Genomic DNA, 21055 nt, shown 5'->3' with positions numbered 1-21055 from the left:
GGAAACTTGGGAAGCCTTTTTCATAGTTATATAAACTAGAAATATAGAGTAGCATTTATTTCAAATTTCCATGCAAAAATTTAGCATATAAATCATGGAAGTAGTTGGGGCGAAATAAGTTTGCTGCATGTCCAGCCAACGGGATCTCTTTATATAAAACGTTAGGAAGAATGGACTTTAAATCAAAGAGACAAGATTTATAGAGATGATCATGTTCTCCCATTACCCATAATATAGGATGGGGAAGTGCTTTTAATTTAGATTTCAAGTCGAATTCTAAGCGATGTCGTAATGACTCAGCAATAATGGATGAGTGTAATTGTAATCCGAAACGATAATAAATATTTCGTGAAATAACAGCGAACGGATTTGCTTTTAATATCCCACTTGGAAAAATAGTATTAGCATATTGAGAAAGCCAAGTAGAATATTCATCTCCTCGCTTCTCCCAAAATTTTTGAAATACGTTATATAAAAGGGAAGGATTGTTATAATGTCCACCAATATGACAAATGCTTAATACCTTTTCTGGGTGCATTTGCGCAAATGTCGTAGAGATATAACAGCCATAGCTTAGGGCGCAAATATGAGCCTCTTTAATACCCTCTTTTTCATACAAGTTCAATAATTGATCTACGAGCCGCTGCAATGAAAATTCAATAGCTTCTCCTTTATCTTCACCGTGACCTAATAAGTCATAAGTTATAATGTTGTAGGAAGAAGAAAATCGTTTATGCTCTTTTTTGAAGGCACGACGATTTCCAACTAATCCATGAATAAAAATGATTGTTTCCTTTTCGGAATGTGTATTTGTTTGCAAAAAGGATACTCCTTTCGATGCTGGAGATTTATATAGTATTTTAAATTAGCTAATTGATAAAATTAGTTATATATTTTCTATGCGTAGTCTATAATTCGCATAGAATAATAATAAGTACCTGGTAATAATATCAGATATTTATACTTGTTGTAAAGATGAGTTTATATGTATATTTTGTAAAAATAGAAAAAGTGTGTTTACATTCAGTTTACATTTATAGCGTATTCTAGTTTTAGAAATAATAGTTTTGTTTATAACGAGGAGATGAAAGACAATGGAAGTTAGGAATACAGAAAAGAAAAAAGGGAATTGGAGGCAGTTTTTACGTCTCATTCAAGACACAAATCCACCGAAAGGCATTCTTATTTTCGCTTTATTAATGAGTTTGCTTTCTACTGGAGCGAGTTTGTTTATTCCAATGTTAACAAAAGGTTTAGTCGATAATTTTTCAATTTCATCAATTAGTACGGGACAAATTATTGGATTAGTTGCATTCTTTATTATGCAAACAATTGCTGCAGGGTTGTCTATTTATTTACTGAATTATATCGGGCAAAAAATTGTGGCTGGACTTAGGGAGCGATTATGGAAAAAGGTACTTATCTTACCAGTGTCTTATTATGATCAAAACAGAACGGGAGATACAATTAGTCGTATGACAAATGATACAGGTGTTGTTAAAACATTAATTTCTGAGCATTTGTCAAACTTATTAACAGGCGGTATCTCAATTATTGGATCATTAATTGTATTATTTGTTTTAGACTGGAAAATGACGATTTTACTTTTAACGGTTATTCCGTTATCGGTACTAATTTTAGTTCCACTTGGACGAAAAATGTATAAGATTTCAAAAGCACTTCAAGATGAAACGGCTTCTTTTACTAGTGTATTAACACAAGTACTATCAGAAATTCGCTTAGTGAAATCTTCAAATACAGAAAAAAGAGAATATGAAACTGGTAATAAAGGTATCGAAAAGCTATTGCAATTTGGTTTGAAAGAAGGAAAGGTGCAAGCTTTAATTTCACCAGTTATGTCGTTTGTATTAATGGCATTACTTGTTATTATCGTAGGCTACGGTGGAATGCGAGTTTCTAGTGGTGCATTAACAACAGGTGAACTTGTAGCGTTTATTTTATATTTAGTTCAAATTATAATGCCAATGAGTCAGTTATCTATGTTCTTTACGCAATTCCAAAAGGCGATTGGTGCAACTGAAAGAATTAATACAATTTTAGAGTATGAAGTAGAAGACCATGAAACTGGTGTGAAAGTTACAAATGCAAAGCAGCCGATAGTGATTGAAAATGTTCATTTCGAGTATAACGAAGAAGAGAAAGTCTTGAAAAATATCGATTTCACGATTGAATCCGGAAAAGTAACGGCAATTGTAGGGCCAAGTGGTAGCGGGAAAACAACTTTATTCTCATTGTTAGAACGTTTTTATGAGCCAACGAAAGGTGTTATTAAATTAGGGGAAGAACCAATTACAGCATATTCATTACAGTCATGGCGACGTCAAATTGGTTACGTTTCACAAGATAGTCCGTTAATTGATGGAACGATTCGTGATAATATTTGTTACGGTGTTGAAGGTGAAGTGACTGATAAAGAAATCGAAAAAGTAGCAGCGATGGCGTATGTTGATGCATTTATTCATGATTTACCAAAAGGGTATGCAACAGAAGTGGGAGAGCGTGGTGTGAAGCTTTCTGGAGGACAAAGACAACGAATTGCGATTGCTCGAGCACTGCTTCGAAATCCGCAAATTCTTATGTTAGATGAAGCAACTTCAAGTTTGGATAGTAAATCAGAGTCTGTCGTTCAGAAGGCGTTAAATAACTTAATGAAGGGTAGAACGACTTTAGTTATCGCACATAGACTTTCTACCGTAGTAGATGCTGATAAAATTATCTTTATTGAAAAAGGAAATTTGACAGGTAGTGGATCTCATGACGAATTATTACGAACGCATGACATGTACCGTGAATTTGCAACGCAGCAGTTGAAAATTAAAGAAGGTGCATTATAGAATGAAAACAATCAGTGAGGGCGAACTTCACTGATTGTTGATTTTAGAGAGTTGTAAAAAGTATGTTAAGCAGAAAGGATATGATTCCTTGATACCTAAAATATTAATTGTAGATGACGATCCGCACATTAGAGAACTCGTTTCTGTATTTATAGAACGAGAAGGTTTTCAAACATATGAGGCAGTTGATGGACTGGATGCTCTAAAAAAAATAGAAGAAGTAAAAGTTGATATGGTAATCCTTGATATAATGATGCCAAATATGGATGGGTATGATTTATGTTATGAATTAAGAAAATACTATGATATGCCGATTCTTATGTTAACTGCTAAAGGTGAAACATCTCAAAAAGTAAAAGGATTTCACCTCGGAACAGATGATTATCTTGTAAAACCATTTGATCCGTTAGAATTAGTTGTAAGAGTAAAGGCATTATTGAAACGTTACCAAATTACAGTATCGCAAACTATTCAAGTGGGGAAGGTACTTTTAAATCGTAAAACATTTGAAGTTACAGTTGGAGAACAAACGGTGACGCTGCCGCTAAAAGAATTTGAGTTGCTCTTTACATTAGGATCTAAAGCGGGAAGAACTTGTTCACGAGAGCAATTAATAGAAGGCGTATGGGGATATGATTTTGAAGGGAATGAACGCACGCTAGACGTTCATATTAATCGGTTGCGTGAAAAGTTTCAAGAAGAGCTATCGAAGTTTAATATAAGGACGATAAGGGGCTTAGGGTATCGCTTAGAGGTAAGTAAATGAGACAAAGAGAAAGAATGAGTAAGATGAAGATGTTAAAAGTAATGGGGGCGATAGTAGCGCTCTTTACTTTTCTTACTATAATTTGGTCAATAGCTTTTTTTGTATCGTCTAGTGTAATGAAAGCTCTTGAAATAAACGTATCGCCTTTTATTACTTTTCTAATTAGTGATATGGTCGGCTTTGTATTTATTGTTCTTATTTGGGTATTGATCGGAGTATTAATGAGACCGAAGCGAGAGGCGATGATTTGGACGATCATTGAACCGATACAAAAAATTGCAAAAGGAGATTTCTCCGTAAAAATACGAAATGAAGAAAAGTATGATGGAGAAATTGGAGTGCTTGTAAAAAGTATTAACGATATGACAGATGAGCTAAATACAATGGAGAAAATGAGACAAGAGTTTGTATCGAATGTTTCTCACGAAATACAGTCACCATTAACATCTATAAAAGGATTTGCTCGGGCACTACAAGATGATAATCTTACTGATGAAAAAAGGAAGCATTATCTTACCATTATTGAAACTGAAACAACGAGATTATCTAAATTGAGTCAAAATTTATTAAAGTTAACACTTTTAGAATCAGAAGAGTATTTACCAGAAAGAGTTACCTATCGATTAGATCAACAGTTGAAACAGATTGTGTTAAATAGTGAGCCGCTCTGGGATGAAAAAGGAATTGAGTTGGAACTCGATTTAGAGAAAGTTCTTTTCACTGCAGACCAAGAAAGTATGAGTCAAGTATGGATTAACCTAATTCATAATAGCATTAAATTCACGCCAAATGGTGGCACGATTACAATTCAGTTAAAAGAACATGAGAAATTAGTAGAAGTACGTATTCATGATACGGGAATTGGTATTTCAGAAGAACAAAAACAACATATATTTGAACGGTTTTTTAAAGCTGATTCTTCACGAAATCGAGCGTATGGAGGAAGTGGTTTAGGATTAGCGATTGTAAAAAAAGTAGTAGATCTTCATCAAGGGGAAATTAAAGTTAAGAGCACGGAAGGAAATGGTGCGGAATTTATTGTACGTATTCCTTATTATAAAGAAAAACAGTGTTAGGGAAGTTTCCGCATGCCAATCAACCTAAAGAATCAAAATCCCCCATAACTAAATTTCTATTCATTATTGACTACTGATAATGATGGGTTATGTTAATTAGAATATTTCAGATTGTTAAAGAGTACATTTGAAAAATAGGTTTAAGTTGATGATTTTATAAAATAAAAGAAGGCGTTCCATATTTGGAATGCCTTTTCTTCATGTTTTGTTGCTAATATGGGTTGTTAAGTTATTTATATTCGCTTAATTCTCGTTTCTTCTTGATGAGGAGTAATTGGCGCATTTGAAATATGGTGGAGGAACAAAGAAGGGTACACATTGGATATTCAACTTCGTAAAAAACGAGATCATCAGGCTGCATATGCCTTTATGAAAAGACACCTATTAAAGAAATTTACCTAGTTATTAAAATTTGCCAAATCCTTTTCTTACATAAGTATTAATTGATATGCCTATTTTAAAAAGGGTACATCTAATATTTTTTATGAATTAGTTTAAATATGGAAAAGAAAGGGATTTTTATGTCTAATATAAAAAAATTGACACTTTTTGGGTTAATTGGTATCACAATGGCCTTTTTTGGAACGGTACGAAGTGTGCCGACTCTTTCAATTACTGGTTGGACCCAAATCTTCTATATGTTGATAGCTGCGTTTGCATTCGCTCTACCTATTGCGTTAATGTCAGCTGAGCTTTCTACGGCTTTCCCTGAAGAAGGTGGACCTCAAGTTTGGGTCGAAAATGCATTAGGTGAGAAATGGGGATTTGTCACCTCATGGTTATTATGGGTTCAAATGTTTTTTGGGATGGTAATGGTTGCGTCAACTGTTGGTATTCTATCGGGTTACGTTATTAATAAACCAGAACTATCTTCAAACAACTACTTTATTTTTGCCATAATCTTAATTTCATACTGGGGTGTGACTTTATTAAACCTTAAGTTTGATATGGTAAAAGTTGCGGGTAACTGGGGCGCTGTTATTGGTGTGTACATTCCGTTTGTCATTCTTGTTGTTCTAGGTGTCATTTATATGATAAAAAACGGGATTCAATCGAATAGTTATTTAGGCGGCTTTAAGCCAAGGGATCTTATTCCTAATTTTAAGGACTTAGGAAGTTTAACTTATTTATCAGGAATTATCTTTATTTTTGCAGGAGTAGAAATTTCGTCTGTACATGCAAATAATATTGACAATCCAAAACGTAACTATCCAATTGCTGTTATCACTTCAGTAATTTTATTAGCAATTTTTAATATCATTGCTGGGTTAACTGTTTCAAATGCGGTACCAAAAGGTAAATTGGAGCTTGCGAATATAACACAGCCATATATGATTTTCACTAAAAATCTAGGGATTCCATCTATCTTTGTTAACATTATTTCTTTAATGATTTTAATTGGGGTTTTAGTTCAGCTAAGTGCATGGGTACTTGGACCAAGTAAATCTATGATTAAAGTGGCAGATGAAGGGAATTTGCCGAAGTTTTTTCAAAAGAGAACAGAGAAAGATATTCCAATCACTTTTGTGATGATTCAAGCAATTGTAATTTCATTAGTATCTATCTTATATATAGTAGTTCCAGATGTAAACAGTGCATTCTTAATAATAACAATTACAACAACAATTTTGTATTGTATTGTGTACTCTTTAATTGCTATTTCAGCTGTTCGCTTGCGTTATAAGATGCCAGACGTTAATAGACCATTCAGATTAGGGAGTAAAGGGAATGGATTAATATGGACGGTCTCTATTCTTTCAATGATAAGTATTGTTTTTACGATTATTGTAAGCATTATTCCGCCATCTATTTTAAAGCCAAGTCAATATACTGGATATGTTATTTATCAAGTGGTCGTTACATTAGCAATGATTGGTATAGCACTTATCATCAACAAATTTAAAAAACCAGAGTGGAAGAAAGATAATAGCTCACCTGAGGATATAAGGAAATCAAGCTAAAGAACAAATAAATATTTGGTACGTATTCCTTAAGTTTTGTTATCAAATGAGCTGGCTTATTTGATTAACAGTATTTTATATCCCGTTTTTGATGGCAGATATTAATTTATGTGTGAATTTTTTGTGCAGAAAAAACCAAAAAATAATAACGTATTTTGTATCGAGGTTACTTAGGGAATATTTGTGATAATTTGGAGGAAATGAAAAATGAACTATAAAATACCGGATATTAATTTAAAAGCATTATTCTTAGGTGATAAAGGTGAAAATGCCGATTTATTTAAAGAGTTGTTAATTAAAATGGTAGATGAACATGTAGGTTGGCGTCAAAATTACCAACCACAAGACCTACCAATTATTACTCCGCAAGATAAAAGCTCGAAAAAATTCGTAGAAACTGCTGACCATATCCGCAGTGTAATGGATGTGTTATCTTCAAAACTTCGTACCAATTCATTACCATGGCATTCGGCAGGGCGGTTTTGGGGACATATGAATTCAGAAACATTAATGCCGGCTATTATTGCATATACAGCTGCAATGTTATGGAATGGGAATAACGTGGCGTATGAATCTTCTCCAGGCACTTCTCAAATGGAGGAAGAAGTAGGGCATGAATTTGCTGCTCTTATGAGTTATAAAAAAGGTGAGAGTTGGGGGCATATTTGTGCGGATGGTTCTATTGCTAATCTAGAAGGCCTTTGGTATGCAAGAAACATGAAATCCCTTCCTTTAGCTATTAAAGAAGTAGCTCCTCAATTTGTAGAAGATAAATCAGAATGGGAATTATTAAATATGTCTACAGAAGAAATTTTAGATATCTTAGAAAGAATACCTGGAAAAATTGATGAAATTAAAGCACATTCTGCGCGTAATGGTCAACATCTACAAGAGCTGGGCAAATGGTTGATTCCACAAACTAAACACTATTCTTGGCTAAAATCAGCGGATATTATTGGTATAGGCCTTGATAATGTGGAAACAATTGATGTTGATCATAACTATCGCATGGACATTGATAAACTTGAAGAAAAAATCCGAGAATTAGCTGCAGAAAAAATACCTATTCTTGGTGTGGTAGCTGTTATTGGTACAACAGAAGAAGGACAAGTAGATCGTATTGATAAGATTGTTGCGTTGCGTGAAAAATTAGCGCAAGAGGGTATTTATTTTTACATTCATATAGATGCTGCTTATGGTGGGTATGCTCGAGCGATTTTCTTAGATGAAAACAATGAATTTATTGACTATAACAAAATCGATGAAACATATGTAAAATATGGTATTTTCAATTCGGAAAATGAATGGTTGACAGAAGATATTTACAATTCTTTCAAGGCAATAGACCAGGCTGAAACCGTTACAATTGATCCGCATAAAATGGGGTATATACCATACTCTGCGGGTGGGATTGTTGTAAAAGATATTAGAATGCGTGATGTAATTTCTTACTTCGCAACATATGTGTTTGAAAAGGGAGCTGATATTCCTGCATTACTTGGTGCATATATGCTTGAAGGTTCTAAAGCAGGGGCAACTGCAGCCTCAGTTTGGACAGCCCATAAAGTATTACCATTAAACGTGACTGGTTATGGTAAATTACTAGGTGCAAGTATTGAAGGAGCTTACCATTTTTATCATTTTTTACAGGATAAACAATTTAAAGTTGGAGATAAAACTATTCATGTTTATCCATTAACAAAGCCTGATTTTAATATGGTTGACTATGTATTTAATGAAGAAGGAAACACAAGTTTAGCAAAAATGAACAAATTAAATCATGATTTTTTTGGTCAATCTTCTTATGTAAAAGGAAATATATACTACAATGAATTTCTTACTTCTCATACAGACTTTGCTATCCCTGATTATGGAAATAGCCCACTTCCATTTGTGAAAAGTCTTGGATTTAGTAAAGAAGAATGGGATAAGGAAAGAAAAGTAACAGTACTACGAGCTTGTGCATTATCTCCGTACGCTCATGATAAAGATGTATTCGATGAATACGCTAATAAGATTGAAAGTGCAATTCAAGAAAAACTTGAAATAATTTACAATGTGAAAAATAAAAGTAATGATGAATCTGTTTAAGGTGTAGTATACGATAAACGTTGAAGAAGTGCAGCGCAGTAGTTATAGATACAGTTGCTGAGAGTAATATTAATGGTACAATCTGGGCGGCAATACGATTAAGAATGGTCCTTATGTATTTTTTAGACATAGGGACCTTTGTTTTCAGACACACTAAAAAGCGAATTCTTAAAAATGAAAGGGGTTAGAAAAGCATGAACATCATTGACGAATTAGAATGGCGTAATGCTATCAATCAACAAACAGATGCAGAAGGGTTACGTGAGTTAGTAGAAGAGAAAAAAATTTCCCTGTACTGTGGGGTAGATCCAACGGGCGATAGTATGCATATTGGACATTTAATCCCATTTATGATGATGAAACGTTTCCAATTAGAAGGGCATCATCCAGTAATTTTAATTGGAGGAGCTACTGGGACAATTGGTGATCCAAGTGGACGTCAAACAGAACGTCAATTACAGACGTTAGAACAAGTACAGCATAATGTTGAGGCATTGACGACACAAATGAAAAAGCTATTTGATTTTGGTGGTAATAGTAAAGTGAAGATGGTAAATAACTATGACTGGACACATCAGGTAAATATTATTGAATTTTTACGTGATTACGGTAAGAATTTTAGTGTGAATACGATGTTAGCAAAAGACATTGTAGCAAGTCGATTAGGGAGCGGGATTTCTTTTACAGAATTTTCATATCAAATTCTACAAGCTATGGACTTCCATCATTTATACAAATACGAAGGAGTACAACTACAAATTGGTGGTAGTGACCAATGGGGCAATATAACAAGTGGGTTAGATTTAATACGTAAATTAGAAGGGGCAGAGGTAAAAGCATTTGGATTAACAATACCCTTAATGCTAAAAGCAGACGGCACAAAGTTTGGTAAAACAGCAGGTGGGGCGATTTGGTTAGATTCAGAAAAAACAACACCATTTGAATTCTATCAGTTCTGGGTGAATACAGATGATCGCGATGTAATTAAATATCTAAAATTCTTCACTTTCTTAACGAAAGATAGAATTGATGAATTAGCGGTCAAGGTTCAAACAGAACCTCATAAACGTGAAGCACAAAAAGTATTAGCAGAAGAAATGACGAAATTTGTTCATGGTGAGCATGCGCTTTCGCAAGCATTAAAAATTACAGAAGCGTTATTTAGTGGGGATATTCAATCATTAACTGCAGATGAAATTGAACAAGGATTTAAAGATATGCCAACTTTCCACGCTTCAAACGAAACAAAAAATATTGTTGAGTGGTTAGTTGATCTAGGGATTGAACCTTCTAGACGTCAAGCAAGGGAAGACATTAATAATGGAGCTATTTCTATGAATGGTGAAAAGGTAACAGATGTAAATACAGATGTTACAGTTGGAAACTCATTCGATGGAAGGTTTATCATTATTCGTAAAGGTAAAAAGAATTACAGTTTGGTGAAATTAGGAAAATAGATTCTGTTGATGGTAACAGTTCACTTCCATTCGAGAAGAGCTTTGAATTTAGTGACGAAGAATAGGAACAGCACTATGAGCTTGTGCGTCATCTTCATATGCTCATGATAAGAATGTACTTGAAGAATATGCTGTGAAGATGGCAAAAGTAATTCAAGAGAAACTCGAAACCAACTATAATGTAGTGAATAAATTTAGTAGAAAATCATTTATCTACATAATTTATATTGTTACCGAATCCTAGCTAGGCAGTATACTTACTCCCTCAAAATTTAGCGGTGTTGAATAACCCCCCATTTGTTTATATTATTTCGCGGTTTACCGGAAATTCCAAAAGTGAATCTAAAGAATCTAAAAAAGTTGATTAAATCCTATAATATTTTGTAGTTTATAAAACAACGTTGTTTGAGATTATCCCCTTTAAGTAGTAATTCAAAAACTCCTGGTAATGTGGAGAAAAGAATGAGACTTAGAGAGGACTTTTTTATGTTGAAAAGAGAGGTATTCATAATTATCTTATTATTTTTTATGAAGAGAAGATTAGTTATCGATTTATTACTTTAGTTTTTCTTTAAATATGCATTTACCATTACGATAGTTACCTATAAGTAACCTACGCACATGAAAGTGCATCATTGCCTTTTTACATAAATATAGATACACTTTTAATAGAATAAACAACTGAGAAGATTAAGGAGTGTTATACTTGGCAGAATTATTACAAGGTAAAAATGCTTTAATTACAGGAGCAGGTAGAGGGATTGGCCGTGCTGTAGCGATCGCATTAGCGAAAGAAGGCGTAAATGTAGGTCTATTAGCTCGTTCAGAAGAAAACTTAAAAGCAGTTGCGAAAGAAGTAGAAGCAGAAGGCGTAAAAGCTGTTATTGCGACTGCTGATGTATCTTCATATGAAGAGGTGACTACTGCAATTGAAACGTTAAAAAATGGTTTAGGATCTATTGATATTTTAATTAATAACGCTGGTATTTCTAAGTTTGGTAAGTTTTTAGAACTAGACGTTGCTGATTGGGAAAAAATCATTCAAGTAAACTTAATGGGTGTATACTATGCAACTCGTGCCGCTTTACCAAGCATGATTGAACAACAATCTGGTGATATTATTAATATTTCATCTACAGCAGGGCAAAAAGGTGCACCTGTAACGAGTGCGTATAGTGCTTCTAAATTTGGTGTTCTTGGTTTAACAGAATCGTTAGCGATGGAAGTTCGTAAACATAACATTCGTGTAACAGCTTTAACACCAAGTACAGTAGCAACTGATATGGCTGTAGATTTAGGGTTAACTGATGGAAATCCTGATAAAGTAATGCAAGCAGAAGATATTGCAGAATTTATCGTAGCACAGCTGAAATTAAATAAACGTACATTTATTAAATCTGCTGGACTTTGGTCTACTAATCCGTAAACGTCCGATTGGTGAGGGCGGATAATCGGTGGGGGATGAACAAAACCCCACTGATTAAAGTTTCACTTTATAAGCAAAGAAGGAACATCTATTCTGTAATGGAATGGGTGTCCCTTCTTTGTTTGTATATGAAACAGAATTTTCGGTATAATTAAATGTGAATGGTAGAAAGTATTGAAAAATTGAAGGGGATGGTATTTACATGAGTATGATTGAGAAATGGACGGCTGTTGATCAATATATGAGTGATGTATTAATACCAAAAGATTCTACATTAGAAGAAGTTCTTCAAGCAAACGCTGCAGCTAATTTGCCGGCACATGATGTTTCTCCAACTCAAGGGAAGTTTTTACAACTACTAGTACAAATTCAAGGAGCTCGTAACATTTTAGAAATTGGCACTTTAGGTGGATATAGTACAATATGGCTTGCAAGGGCATTGCCATCAGGAGGGCGGATTGTTACTTTAGAAGCGAGTGAAAAACATGCTGAAATTGCACGTAGCAATATTGAGCGTACCAATTTGAATGATAGAATTGAAATACGAGTAGGATTAGCATTAGATTCTTTACAACAAATAGAAAATGAGAAGTATGAACCATTTGATTTTATTTTCATAGATGCTGATAAACAAAATAACCCCGCTTATTTTGAATGGGCATTAAAACTATCACGCCCTGGCACTGTCATTATTGGGGATAACGTAGTACGAGAAGGAGAAGTTATTGATACTTCTAATAAGGATCCTCGTGTACAAGGCATACGCCGTTTCTATGAATTAATTGCCGCTGAGCCGCGTGTAAGTGCTACTGCGCTTCAAACAGTAGGATGTAAAGGGTACGACGGATTTGTAATGGCAGTTGTCAAAGAGTAATAGGGTTTGAGCGTCTGTTATACATATAGTAGACTTTGATGGGAGTGGGAGTTAATGAATGCAGCAGCACAACGATATTGGGAGGAGTTTTGGAAAAACGAAGAGGCACCTCAAAACGTAAGTGCATGGAAATTTGGTGATACCCCTAATCGCCTTGCTCAGCAAGTGGTTGAAGGAACGAAAACAGCGACTTGTTCTGCATATCTTTTCTATCAAGTGGAGAATATACCGATACCAACTACAGAAGACTACGGTGTTATTTTGGATCACGATGAAAATCCAGTAGCAATCGTAAAAACGATAGAAGTAACGATAGTACCTATGAATGAAATTACAGAAGAATTTGCGATTGCCGAAGGGGACGGAAGTTATACAAATTGGAAGGAGATTCATGAAAGATATTTCAGAAGTAAATTGGATGAAGTTGATCATGAATTTTCTGAAGATATGTTACTTGTATGCGAACGTTTTAGACTAATAGATGTGAGGAAATAGGAGGGAAACTAATGAAAAAGATGTTTCAAAAATTATAACGTGTACGGTGTATAGCAGATTTAGCTCGTGGACCTCCCAAATACATAAAACTATATTTTGTAATTATAAATTGGAGGTTATAATAGATGAGAACTGAAAAAGAAATGTTAGACTTAATTATAAATACAGCAAAAGAAGATGAAAGAATTCGAGCTGTCATCATGAATGGATCACGTGTAAATCCAAATGTGAAAAAAGACTGTTTTCAAGACTATGATATTATTTATGTTGTAAAAGATATACAATCTTTTACGTCTAATCATGATTGGATTCATAGATTTGGAGAAATAATGATTGTACAAATGCCAGAAGAAATGTCATTAGTTCCAGCAGATGAAGATGGAAAGTTTCCGTATTTAATGCAGTTCATGGATGGAAATCGGATTGATTTAACGCTAGTTCCAGTTGATTTGATAAATATATTCGTTGGACAAGATAGTTTAAGTAAATTGATTCTTGATAAAGATGATTGTATTGGAGAATTTCCACCTGCAAGCGATAAAGAGTATGTTATAAAAAAGCCTTCAGAAAAAGAATTTTTAGATTGCTGTAATGAGTTTTGGTGGTGCGGTACAAATGTGGCAAAGGGGCTATGGAGAGAAGAGCTTTCTTACGTGAAAGGAATGCTTGATGGCCCTGTGCGAGATATGCTTATTGTTATGCTAGAATGGCATATTGGGATGAAAACAGGCTTTACAGTTAATACAGGGAAGTTTGGAAAGCATTTCGAACAGTATTTTGAAAAAGATATGTGGGAGCAATTTAAAAAGACATTTTCAAATGAAGAATATGAAAACATTTGGGAGTCATTTTTTGTAATGGGAGATCTATTTAGGGAAGTAGCAAATGATATTGCTAACGCTTATGGATATCAATACCCGCAAGGTGATGATGACAGGGTGACAAGTTATTTAAAACATGTGAGAAAATTACCGAGAGATAGTAAAGTAATTTATTAATTATATTGAGTAATAGGACTGTCCTAATAATGGACAGTCTTATTTTTGTATATTGATAAGAAATTCTCTAACAAAGTGTATATAAGCGACATATGAAATTTTAGGGAGGTTTTTATCATGTATTATTTTTATTCACCAGAAATGTTCGTTCCATTTCAATGGGGACTAGAACGAGATGTTTCGTATGCTTATATGCCATATAACTCATTTTATTATGGAGACTATATAAGCGCAGTGCCATACGCATTAAATGTTCCTCAAAATTATCAAATCCAAATGAAAGAAGCGGATCGGGGGTCATGGACACCGTTTTCGTGGGTCGAAAAATATGCGTATGCATTTTCAGGACCATACAATAAAGCAGAAGTAGCTCTTACATTTGATGATGGACCAGATTTAGTATTTACACCAAAAATATTAGATAAGTTAAAAAAACATAATGTGAAAGCAACCTTTTTCCTACTCGGTGAAAATGCAGAAAAGTATCCGAATGTAGTAAAGCGTATCGCTAATGAAGGACATGTAATTGGTAATCATACGTATAATCATCCGAATTTAGCGAAAGTAAATGAGGCAGAGTATCATAATCAAATTATAAAAACGGAAGAAATATTAAATCGTTTAGCTGGTTATGCTCCTAAATTTATACGTCCACCATATGGTGAAATACTTGAAAATCAATTGAAATGGGCAACGGAGCAAAATTTTATGATTGTACAGTGGAGTGTCGATACGGTTGATTGGAAAGGCGTAAGTGCTGATACGATCACAAATAATGTGTTAGGAAATTCATTTCCAGGTAGTGTAATACTTCAGCATTCTACACCAGGTGGACATTTGCAAGGATCTGTGGATGCGCTAGACCGAATCATTCCTCAGTTAAAAACAAAAGGAGCACGCTTTGTAACATTGCCAAGTATGTTCCAGACATCGAAAGAGAGAAAATAACAGTCAAACGTCAATCATGGTGTCTTACTGTTTGTTAATGCGGGTTAAATATACTGGGAATTGGAAGATAAAGGTTTGTGACGTATAATGAAAGTGTAAGTTAGGAGGGGATATAGTTGATGTATGCACTAGTAAACATAGGAATGAGCATATTGATTGGTGTTATATTTATACTCGCCGCACTTATTCTTCAAAAGAATCCACCGACAGATATAAACGCAGCATACGGTTACCGGACGAAACGATCTATGAAAAATAAGGAATTATGGGATGCGGGTAATCAATATAGTGCAGAAGTGATGAAACAAAATGGATTCATTATGATGTTGATAGGAAGTATTATTAGTATCCTGTTTAGATATCCCCATACAACTTTAGCGATTATGATTGTTATGCTATTGTTGATTATTCACTTATTTATGCGAGTAGAGAAAAGATTAAAGACACTTGAACAATAATGAAAAATAAAATAGGACTCCGCGCAATATAAGCTGGGAGTCCTATTTTGTTTACAAACTATTATTTTTTAGCAATTCTTGTCCTTGCTCTACAACAAATTCATAGTATTCAAGTTCATAAGGATAAATATCTTCAAATGTTATTGTGATCGGTTTACTGTTTAAAAGAGAAACAGCTGTTATAGATGGGACATCTTTTTTTAATAGTTGTAGAAAAGAAGTGGCATGTACTTTCATCACATTATCTACTTCTTCACCTGGTGCAAATGGAAGTGGTTTTATTACATTGTGGAAATACATATGACAAAACTCACGATCAATAAGATTTGAAATTTCATAATCTATTTTAAAGATTCCTTTGTATGCTAAATCAGTAGTTTGAAAGGAAAGCCCCAATTCTTCTTCAATTTCACGTAGGCCGCCAATTTGTACATCTTCATCATGCATAATGTGTCCAGCTGATGTAATATCCCATATACCCGGTGCCTCTTTTTTATTTTTAGAGCGTAATTGAAAATATAAAAACATATCTTCAGCATCTTTTTCTACAAACCAGCAATGAAATGTTTCGTGCCAATCGCCGTCACGATGCACTTCATCACGTAATTTCTTTCCAAGTGTAGTTCTTTCAGGATCAAATATCGTTAACCACTCTGTCATTTTAATTCCCCTTTCTGCAAATTTTATTATACAATATTTGTATTGAATTTTGGGAAAATAAAGAAAAAGGAGTGATTATAAGTGGAGATAGAAGGTAAGGAAATAAAATCGATTATTTCAACAGAGGAAGAATTACGACAAATATTGGGGCAACCTAGTGAACGCGCTTTGAAAAAAGTTATTTCATCACTTGATCATCATTGCGTAGATTTTCTATCTAAATCTCCTTTTCTAGTATTGTCTACTGCAAATAAATTCGGAGAGTGTGATGCTTCGCCGAGAGGAGATGCACCTGGATTTGTATACATCCTAAATAAAAATAAAATTATCATTCCTGAAAGACCGGGTAATCGTCGTATAAACTCTATTTTAAATATTATTTCGAATCCGCACGTAGGATTAATCTTTTTTATCCCTGGTCTTGGAGAGTCTTTAAGAATAAACGGCCGTGCTTACGTTACAAATGATGAAGAAATATTAAAAGAAATGCAGGCGAATGGACGTAATCCTTTACTTGGAATTGTTGTTGAAATAGAAGAATGCTATATTCATTGTGCGAAAGCTTTTATCCGTTCAAATATGTGGAATCCAGAATCGTGGTTAAATAAAAAAGCGCTACCTTCAGCAGCAAAAATGTTACTTGAGCATGCGAAAGTGAATGCCTCAGAAGAGGAAGTTGCACGTTCTTTAGAAGAAAGTTATACGAAAAGATTGTATTGAAAATTCCTTTATCAATATAATTTTAGTGAGAGGGGAATCTTCATGTTTTAGAATGAGACTTTCATATGTGAACTGCTGGTTTATAAGTTGGGAAGTTGTAAGATACGTAATAAGAGCAGTCTTTGTAAAATGTTATTGTGAAATATAATAAAAAAATATATTTAAATTAGTGAGTGAAAATAGGCTTGCGTTTTAAAATTTTCATAACTATAATAAGTTAACAAATAGACATGAACGAAAAAGTAACGATAAGGACATGAGATGATTTTTACGGTTTGCAGAGAGGGGAGCCAAAGGCTGCGAGCTTCCTAACACGGGAAATGATCTTACCACCTTTGAACTTCAATAGTGAACGAGTAATCTAGTAATTATTGACGGTATCAGCCGTTATCTGAACTTGAGCAATCTGGAAGAAAATAAGTCTGGGTTGGAACAAGGGTGGAACCACGAAAACACATTCGTCCCTTTACTAGGGATGAGTGTGTTTTTTTATGGATTTTAAGATTGAAAATTTTAAATAATAAAAAAATATATTGATTTTGTTTTTTATGCGAGTATAATGAGTTAACAAATAAACATGAACGAAAAAGTAACGATAAGGACATGAGATGATTTTTACGGTTTACAGAGAGGGGAGCCAAAGGCTGCGAGCTTCCTAACACGGGAAATGATCTTACCACCTTTGAACTTCAATAGTGAACGAGTAATCTAGTAATTATTGACGGTATCAGCCGTTATCTGAACTTGAGCAATCTGGAAGAAAATAAGTCTGGGTTGGAACAAGGGTGGAACCACGAAAACACATTCGTCCCTTTACTAGGGATGAGTGTGTTTTTTTTATTACTTTGAAGGGAGGTGCTGTAACATGAAACGATTAGTACGTACGGAAATAACCACCACTTGCATGGGAAAATGGCAGAGCAAGGTGATTGATAGAGGTGAAAAATAAAATTCTAGGAGGAGATTAGAAGATGAATAATGTTATTAATGTTGGGGTATTAGGGTTAGGTACTGTCGGAAGTGGTGTTGTCCATATTTTGAAAGAACATTATCAAAAAATCGCTCTTGATACAGGGTGTGAAGTAAAGGTAAAGGCAGTCGTTGTGCGTGATTTAGAAAAAGAACGTGATGTTTGTATTGAGGGAATCGTAGTAACGAGTAATGTGGATGAAGTTCTAAATGATTCAAATATTGATATTGTAGTAGAGGTAATGGGCGGAATTGAAGAAGCGAAACAGCATATTATGAAGGCTTTGCAAAGTAAAAAACATGTTGTAACTGCAAATAAAGATTTAATGGCTGTATATGGGGCTGAGCTTCTACAATTAGCAAATGAAAATAATTGCGATTTGTTTTATGAAGCAAGTGTAGCAGGTGGAATTCCAATATTAAGAGGATTAGCAGACGGGCTAGCTTCAGATCAAATTGAAAAAATAATGGGAATCGTAAATGGAACAACAAATTATATGTTAACAAAGATGAGTCAAAATGGATGGTCGTATGAAGAGGCTTTACAGGAGGCGCAGAAATTGGGTTTCGCAGAATCTGATCCAACAGCAGATGTAGATGGACTAGATGCTGCGAGAAAGGTAGCGATTCTTGCTAACTTAGGTTTTTCGATGAATGTTTCTTTAGATGATGTTCAAGTTAGAGGTATTCGAAAGGTAGAAAAAGAAGATTTAGAAATGGCCGAAAAGTTAGGATTTACTATGAAATTAATTGGTAAAGCGGAGAAACAAGGATCATCCATTCATTTAAGCGTAGAACCGACTTTATTGCCAAGTCATCATCCATTATCGAATGTAAATAACGAATTCAATGCGGTGTATGTTCACGGTCAAGCGGTTGGGGAAGTGATGTTTTATGGGCCAGGAGCTGGGAAGTTACCAACTGGTTCTGCTGTAGTAAGTGATATTATTTCAATCGTTAAAAATATGAATCAAGTTCCGAAAAACAAAAGTGCGTTAAAAGAACCAGAGCCATATGAATTACAAGGAGATGAAGAAGTAGTTTCGAAATATTTTTTACGCATTTCATTAAGAGATGAGCCTGGAATGTTACAAAAAGTGACAGAATGTTTCGTTAATTATTCTGTGAGTTTAAAAGAGGTCATTCAATTACCTTTGAATCGTGAACTTGCAGAGGTCGTTGTTGTGACACATCAAACTTCAAAATATCAATTCGAACGAGTTTTAGGAGCGATAGAAGATGTCGCAAGTGAAATAAACAGTTACTACATTATTGAGGAGGAAAAACAATATGTATAAAGGTCTATTAAAACAGTATGCTTCTTATTTACCAGTGAATGAAAACACACCTGATGTCAGTTTAATGGAAGGGAATACACCCCTTATTCCATTATTAAATATATCAAAGCAATTAGGGATTCAGTTATACGGAAAATATGAAGGAGCAAACCCAACAGGTTCTTTTAAAGACCGTGGTATGGTAATGGCCGTTGCTAAGGCGAAAGAAGAAGGTTCAGAGGCAATCATTTGTGCGTCAACAGGTAATACATCAGCATCAGCTGCTGCATATGCGGCACGCCTCGGGATGAAATGTATTATCGTAATACCAGAAGGGAAAATTGCGCATGGAAAATTAGCGCAAGCAGTCGCTTATGGGGCGGAGATCATTTCAATAGAAGGAAACTTTGATGATGCACTTCGGGCTGTAAGAAATATTGCAGCAGAAGAGCCGATTACATTAGTAAACTCAGTGAATCCTTATCGAATTGAAGGACAAAAAACAGCGGCATTTGAAATTTGTGACCAGTTGCAAAGCGCACCAGATGTTTTAGCTATTCCTGTTGGGAATGCTGGGAATATTACAGCATATTGGAAAGGGTTCTGTGAATATGAGAAAGAAAAAGGCTATAAGAAGCCAAGAATTCACGGTTTTGAAGCGGAAGGAGCAGCGGCAATTGTAAAAGGACATGTAATTGAGGAACCTGAAACGATTGCAACAGCGATTCGCATCGGTAACCCAGCAAGTTGGTCGTATGCAGTAGAGGCTGCTGAGCAGTCTAATGGTGAAATAGATATGGTATTAGATGAGGAGATTTTAAATGCGTATAGATTGTTAGCAAAAACTGAAGGAGTTTTTGCAGAGCCAGGATCAAATGCTTCATTAGCGGGCGTAATTAAACATGTTCAATCTGGAAAAATCAAAAAGGGAGAGACGGTTGTTGCAGTTTTAACTGGAAACGGTTTGAAAGATCCTGATATCGCAATTTCTTCTAATAAATTAGACATTGCAAGTGTTTCAAATGATATAGAACAAATTAAAGATCATATTAAAGGGGTGATTATGTCGTGATACCATTAAGAGTTCGTGTTCCTGCTAGCACAGCGAATGTTGGACCTGGATTTGATTCAGTAGGAATAGCATTGTCATTATATTTAGAAGTGAGTGTAAAAGGAGAAGCTGATAAGTGGCAAGTAGTACATTCTTTTGACGATTCAATTCCAACAGACGATAAAAATTTAATTGTTAGTACGGCATGTAAAGTATGTCCTTCTTTATCACCCCATATAATAGAAGTTACTAGTAATATTCCGTTGACAAGAGGGCTAGGAAGCAGCGCGTCAGCGATTGTAGCAGGAATAGAGCTTGCGAATCAACTTGGAAATTTACATTTAACAACTAATCAAAAAGTTCAAATTGCTACAAATTTTGAAGGACATCCAGATAATGTTGCTGCTTCTATTTTAGGTGGAACTGTAATTGGAGCACTGGACGGAAAGAATGTTTCGGTCGTGAGGGTTGAAAGTAAGGAGTTAGGCGTAATTTCTCTTATTCCAAATGAAGAGCTAAATACGGATGAAAGTCGATCTGTATTACCAAAGATGTTTCCTTTTCATGAGGCTGTTAAAGCTAGTGCAATTAGCAATGTGTTAGTAGCTGCATTATGTCAAAAGAAGTGGGAAGTTGTAGGTGAGATGATGGAGAGAGATCATTTTCACGAGCCGTATCGTTTAGAACTTATACCGTTATTACCATCTATTCGTAAATGTGCAAAAGAGTTTGGGGCATATGGTACAGCACTTAGTGGCGCGGGACCATCCATTTTTATATTAACTCCATATGAGAAGCGGCAAGAAATTGCTGAGCAATTAGCGAGAGTATTTACAGCAATGAAAGTATGTGAGCTTGAAATCGATCATAAAGGGGTTACTGTAAATAAGGAAGAATATATTGGATTATAAAGAAAGCTAGCATCGCTAGCTTTCTTTACGTTGTAAATACATTTCGAATTGGATTATTGTGG

18 protein-coding genes, 1 pseudogene and 2 other annotated features are annotated in these 21055 nt (G+C 34.7%); of the genes and pseudogenes, 17 read left to right on the top strand and 2 right to left on the bottom strand.

The window, feature by feature from the left end:
- Positions 1-55 precede the first annotated feature (55 nt).
- Positions 56-820, bottom strand: a complete 765-nt coding sequence (locus ACTFQM_RS05675) for an alpha/beta fold hydrolase (protein ID WP_327908919.1) — start codon at positions 818-820, stop codon at positions 56-58.
- Between the two features lie 274 nt (positions 821-1094).
- Between ACTFQM_RS05675 and ACTFQM_RS05670 the strand changes: the two genes are divergently transcribed.
- The 13 genes and pseudogenes from ACTFQM_RS05670 to ACTFQM_RS05610 all read left to right on the top strand — a co-directional run bounded on the left by ACTFQM_RS05670 (position 1095) and on the right by ACTFQM_RS05610 (position 15405).
- Entirely contained in the window at positions 1095-2855 is a 1761-nt protein-coding gene (locus tag ACTFQM_RS05670) for an ABC transporter ATP-binding protein (RefSeq protein ID WP_440033711.1), read from the top strand.
- Positions 2856-2943: 88 nt separating this feature from the next.
- A complete protein-coding gene (gene hitR / locus ACTFQM_RS05665; protein ID WP_440033710.1) occupies positions 2944-3621 on the top strand; it encodes an envelope stress response regulator transcription factor HitR in 678 nt (225 codons plus the stop codon).
- On the top strand, positions 3618-4697 hold the full coding sequence (gene hitS, locus ACTFQM_RS05660; RefSeq protein WP_440033709.1) for an envelope stress sensor histidine kinase HitS: 1080 nt from the start codon (positions 3618-3620) through the stop codon (positions 4695-4697). Before hitR ends, hitS begins: the two co-directional genes overlap by 4 nt.
- Before the next feature lie 306 nt (positions 4698-5003).
- Positions 5004-5093: pseudogene (locus tag ACTFQM_RS05655) on the top strand (IS6 family transposase); the annotation flags it as partial.
- Between the two features lie 125 nt (positions 5094-5218).
- Positions 5219-6658, top strand: coding sequence for a tyrosine-tyramine antiporter (tyrP, locus tag ACTFQM_RS05650; RefSeq protein ID WP_440033708.1), 1440 nt, complete (start codon positions 5219-5221; stop codon positions 6656-6658).
- A gap of 207 nt (positions 6659-6865) precedes the next feature.
- The gene (gene tdc, locus ACTFQM_RS05645) at positions 6866-8749 is read left to right on the top strand and encodes a tyrosine decarboxylase (protein WP_440033707.1); all 1884 of its coding nucleotides are present in this window, start codon (positions 6866-6868) and stop codon (positions 8747-8749) included.
- 194 nt (positions 8750-8943) lie between these two features.
- Positions 8944-10206 (top strand): tyrosine--tRNA ligase, encoded by a 1263-nt coding sequence (tyrS, locus tag ACTFQM_RS05640; protein WP_128281378.1) that lies wholly within the window; start codon positions 8944-8946, stop codon positions 10204-10206.
- 706 nt (positions 10207-10912) lie between these two features.
- Complete coding sequence (locus ACTFQM_RS05635) at positions 10913-11632, top strand: 3-ketoacyl-ACP reductase (RefSeq protein ID WP_000818985.1); 720 nt, start codon at positions 10913-10915, stop codon at positions 11630-11632.
- 202 nt (positions 11633-11834) lie between these two features.
- On the top strand, positions 11835-12506 hold the full coding sequence (locus ACTFQM_RS05630; protein ID WP_440033706.1) for an O-methyltransferase: 672 nt from the start codon (positions 11835-11837) through the stop codon (positions 12504-12506).
- Positions 12507-12560: 54 nt separating this feature from the next.
- Entirely contained in the window at positions 12561-13001 is a 441-nt protein-coding gene (locus ACTFQM_RS05625; protein ID WP_440033705.1) for an ASCH domain-containing protein, read from the top strand.
- A 125-nt stretch (positions 13002-13126) separates the two neighbouring features.
- The gene (locus ACTFQM_RS05620) at positions 13127-13999 is read left to right on the top strand and encodes an aminoglycoside 6-adenylyltransferase (protein WP_440033704.1); all 873 of its coding nucleotides are present in this window, start codon (positions 13127-13129) and stop codon (positions 13997-13999) included.
- A gap of 117 nt (positions 14000-14116) precedes the next feature.
- Positions 14117-14947 carry a peptidoglycan-N-acetylglucosamine deacetylase gene (locus ACTFQM_RS05615; protein ID WP_440033703.1) on the top strand — a complete coding sequence of 277 codons (831 nt, stop codon included), beginning with the start codon at positions 14117-14119 and terminating at the stop codon, positions 14945-14947.
- A gap of 119 nt (positions 14948-15066) precedes the next feature.
- Positions 15067-15405 carry an SdpI family protein gene (locus tag ACTFQM_RS05610; RefSeq protein WP_440034389.1) on the top strand — a complete coding sequence of 113 codons (339 nt, stop codon included), beginning with the start codon at positions 15067-15069 and terminating at the stop codon, positions 15403-15405.
- 51 nt (positions 15406-15456) lie between these two features.
- Here ACTFQM_RS05610 and ACTFQM_RS05605 read toward each other — a convergent pair whose 3' ends face one another.
- Positions 15457-16065: an NUDIX hydrolase gene (locus ACTFQM_RS05605; RefSeq protein WP_440033702.1), complete on the bottom strand. Its 609-nt coding sequence runs from the start codon at positions 16063-16065 to the stop codon at positions 15457-15459.
- Positions 16066-16146: 81 nt separating this feature from the next.
- Here ACTFQM_RS05605 and ACTFQM_RS05600 point away from each other — a divergent pair, with 81 nt between their 5' ends.
- The 4 genes from ACTFQM_RS05600 to thrB all read left to right on the top strand — a co-directional run bounded on the left by ACTFQM_RS05600 (position 16147) and on the right by thrB (position 20993).
- Positions 16147-16785, top strand: coding sequence for a pyridoxamine 5'-phosphate oxidase family protein (locus ACTFQM_RS05600; RefSeq protein ID WP_440033701.1), 639 nt, complete (start codon positions 16147-16149; stop codon positions 16783-16785).
- A gap of 236 nt (positions 16786-17021) precedes the next feature.
- Positions 17022-17254, top strand: a binding site (T-box leader).
- A 114-nt stretch (positions 17255-17368) separates the two neighbouring features.
- Positions 17369-17601: a binding site (T-box leader), on the top strand.
- A 155-nt stretch (positions 17602-17756) separates the two neighbouring features.
- Positions 17757-19052: a homoserine dehydrogenase gene (locus ACTFQM_RS05595; RefSeq protein WP_002171464.1), complete on the top strand. Its 1296-nt coding sequence runs from the start codon at positions 17757-17759 to the stop codon at positions 19050-19052.
- On the top strand, positions 19045-20103 hold the full coding sequence (gene thrC / locus ACTFQM_RS05590) for a threonine synthase (protein WP_440033700.1): 1059 nt from the start codon (positions 19045-19047) through the stop codon (positions 20101-20103). The genes ACTFQM_RS05595 and thrC overlap by 8 nt, the downstream gene beginning before the upstream one ends.
- Positions 20100-20993: a homoserine kinase gene (thrB, locus tag ACTFQM_RS05585; protein ID WP_440033698.1), complete on the top strand. Its 894-nt coding sequence runs from the start codon at positions 20100-20102 to the stop codon at positions 20991-20993. The genes thrC and thrB overlap by 4 nt, the downstream gene beginning before the upstream one ends.
- Positions 20994-21055: the final 62 nt, after the last annotated feature.

The sequence above is a fragment of the Bacillus cereus group sp. MYBK30-2 genome (genome assembly GCF_051915945.1).
Taxonomy (GTDB): Bacteria; Bacillota; Bacilli; order Bacillales; family Bacillaceae_G; genus Bacillus_A; species Bacillus_A paramycoides.
The sequence above is the reverse complement of the archived record's forward strand: the minus strand, read 5'-3'. Positions and strand labels throughout refer to the sequence as shown.

Bases quoted from the DNA above. Each gene is read 5' to 3' on its own strand.
- ACTFQM_RS05595 (WP_002171464.1), top strand. From the start codon at position 17,757: ATGAATAATGTTATTAATGTTGGGGTATTAGGGTTAGGTACTGTCGGA.
- hitS (WP_440033709.1), top strand. From the start codon at position 3,618: ATGAGACAAAGAGAAAGAATGAGTAAGATGAAGATGTTAAAAGTAATG.
- ACTFQM_RS05605 (WP_440033702.1), bottom strand. From the start codon at position 16,065: ATGACAGAGTGGTTAACGATATTTGATCCTGAAAGAACTACACTTGGA.
- ACTFQM_RS05610 (WP_440034389.1), top strand. From the start codon at position 15,067: ATGTATGCACTAGTAAACATAGGAATGAGCATATTGATTGGTGTTATA.
- ACTFQM_RS05620 (WP_440033704.1), top strand. From the start codon at position 13,127: ATGAGAACTGAAAAAGAAATGTTAGACTTAATTATAAATACAGCAAAA.
- ACTFQM_RS05670 (WP_440033711.1), top strand. From the start codon at position 1,095: ATGGAAGTTAGGAATACAGAAAAGAAAAAAGGGAATTGGAGGCAGTTT.
- tyrS (WP_128281378.1), top strand. From the start codon at position 8,944: ATGAACATCATTGACGAATTAGAATGGCGTAATGCTATCAATCAACAA.
- thrC (WP_440033700.1), top strand. From the start codon at position 19,045: ATGTATAAAGGTCTATTAAAACAGTATGCTTCTTATTTACCAGTGAAT.
- ACTFQM_RS05625 (WP_440033705.1), top strand. From the start codon at position 12,561: ATGAATGCAGCAGCACAACGATATTGGGAGGAGTTTTGGAAAAACGAA.
- ACTFQM_RS05630 (WP_440033706.1), top strand. From the start codon at position 11,835: ATGAGTATGATTGAGAAATGGACGGCTGTTGATCAATATATGAGTGAT.
- tyrP (WP_440033708.1), top strand. From the start codon at position 5,219: ATGTCTAATATAAAAAAATTGACACTTTTTGGGTTAATTGGTATCACA.
- tdc (WP_440033707.1), top strand. From the start codon at position 6,866: ATGAACTATAAAATACCGGATATTAATTTAAAAGCATTATTCTTAGGT.
- ACTFQM_RS05615 (WP_440033703.1), top strand. From the start codon at position 14,117: ATGTATTATTTTTATTCACCAGAAATGTTCGTTCCATTTCAATGGGGA.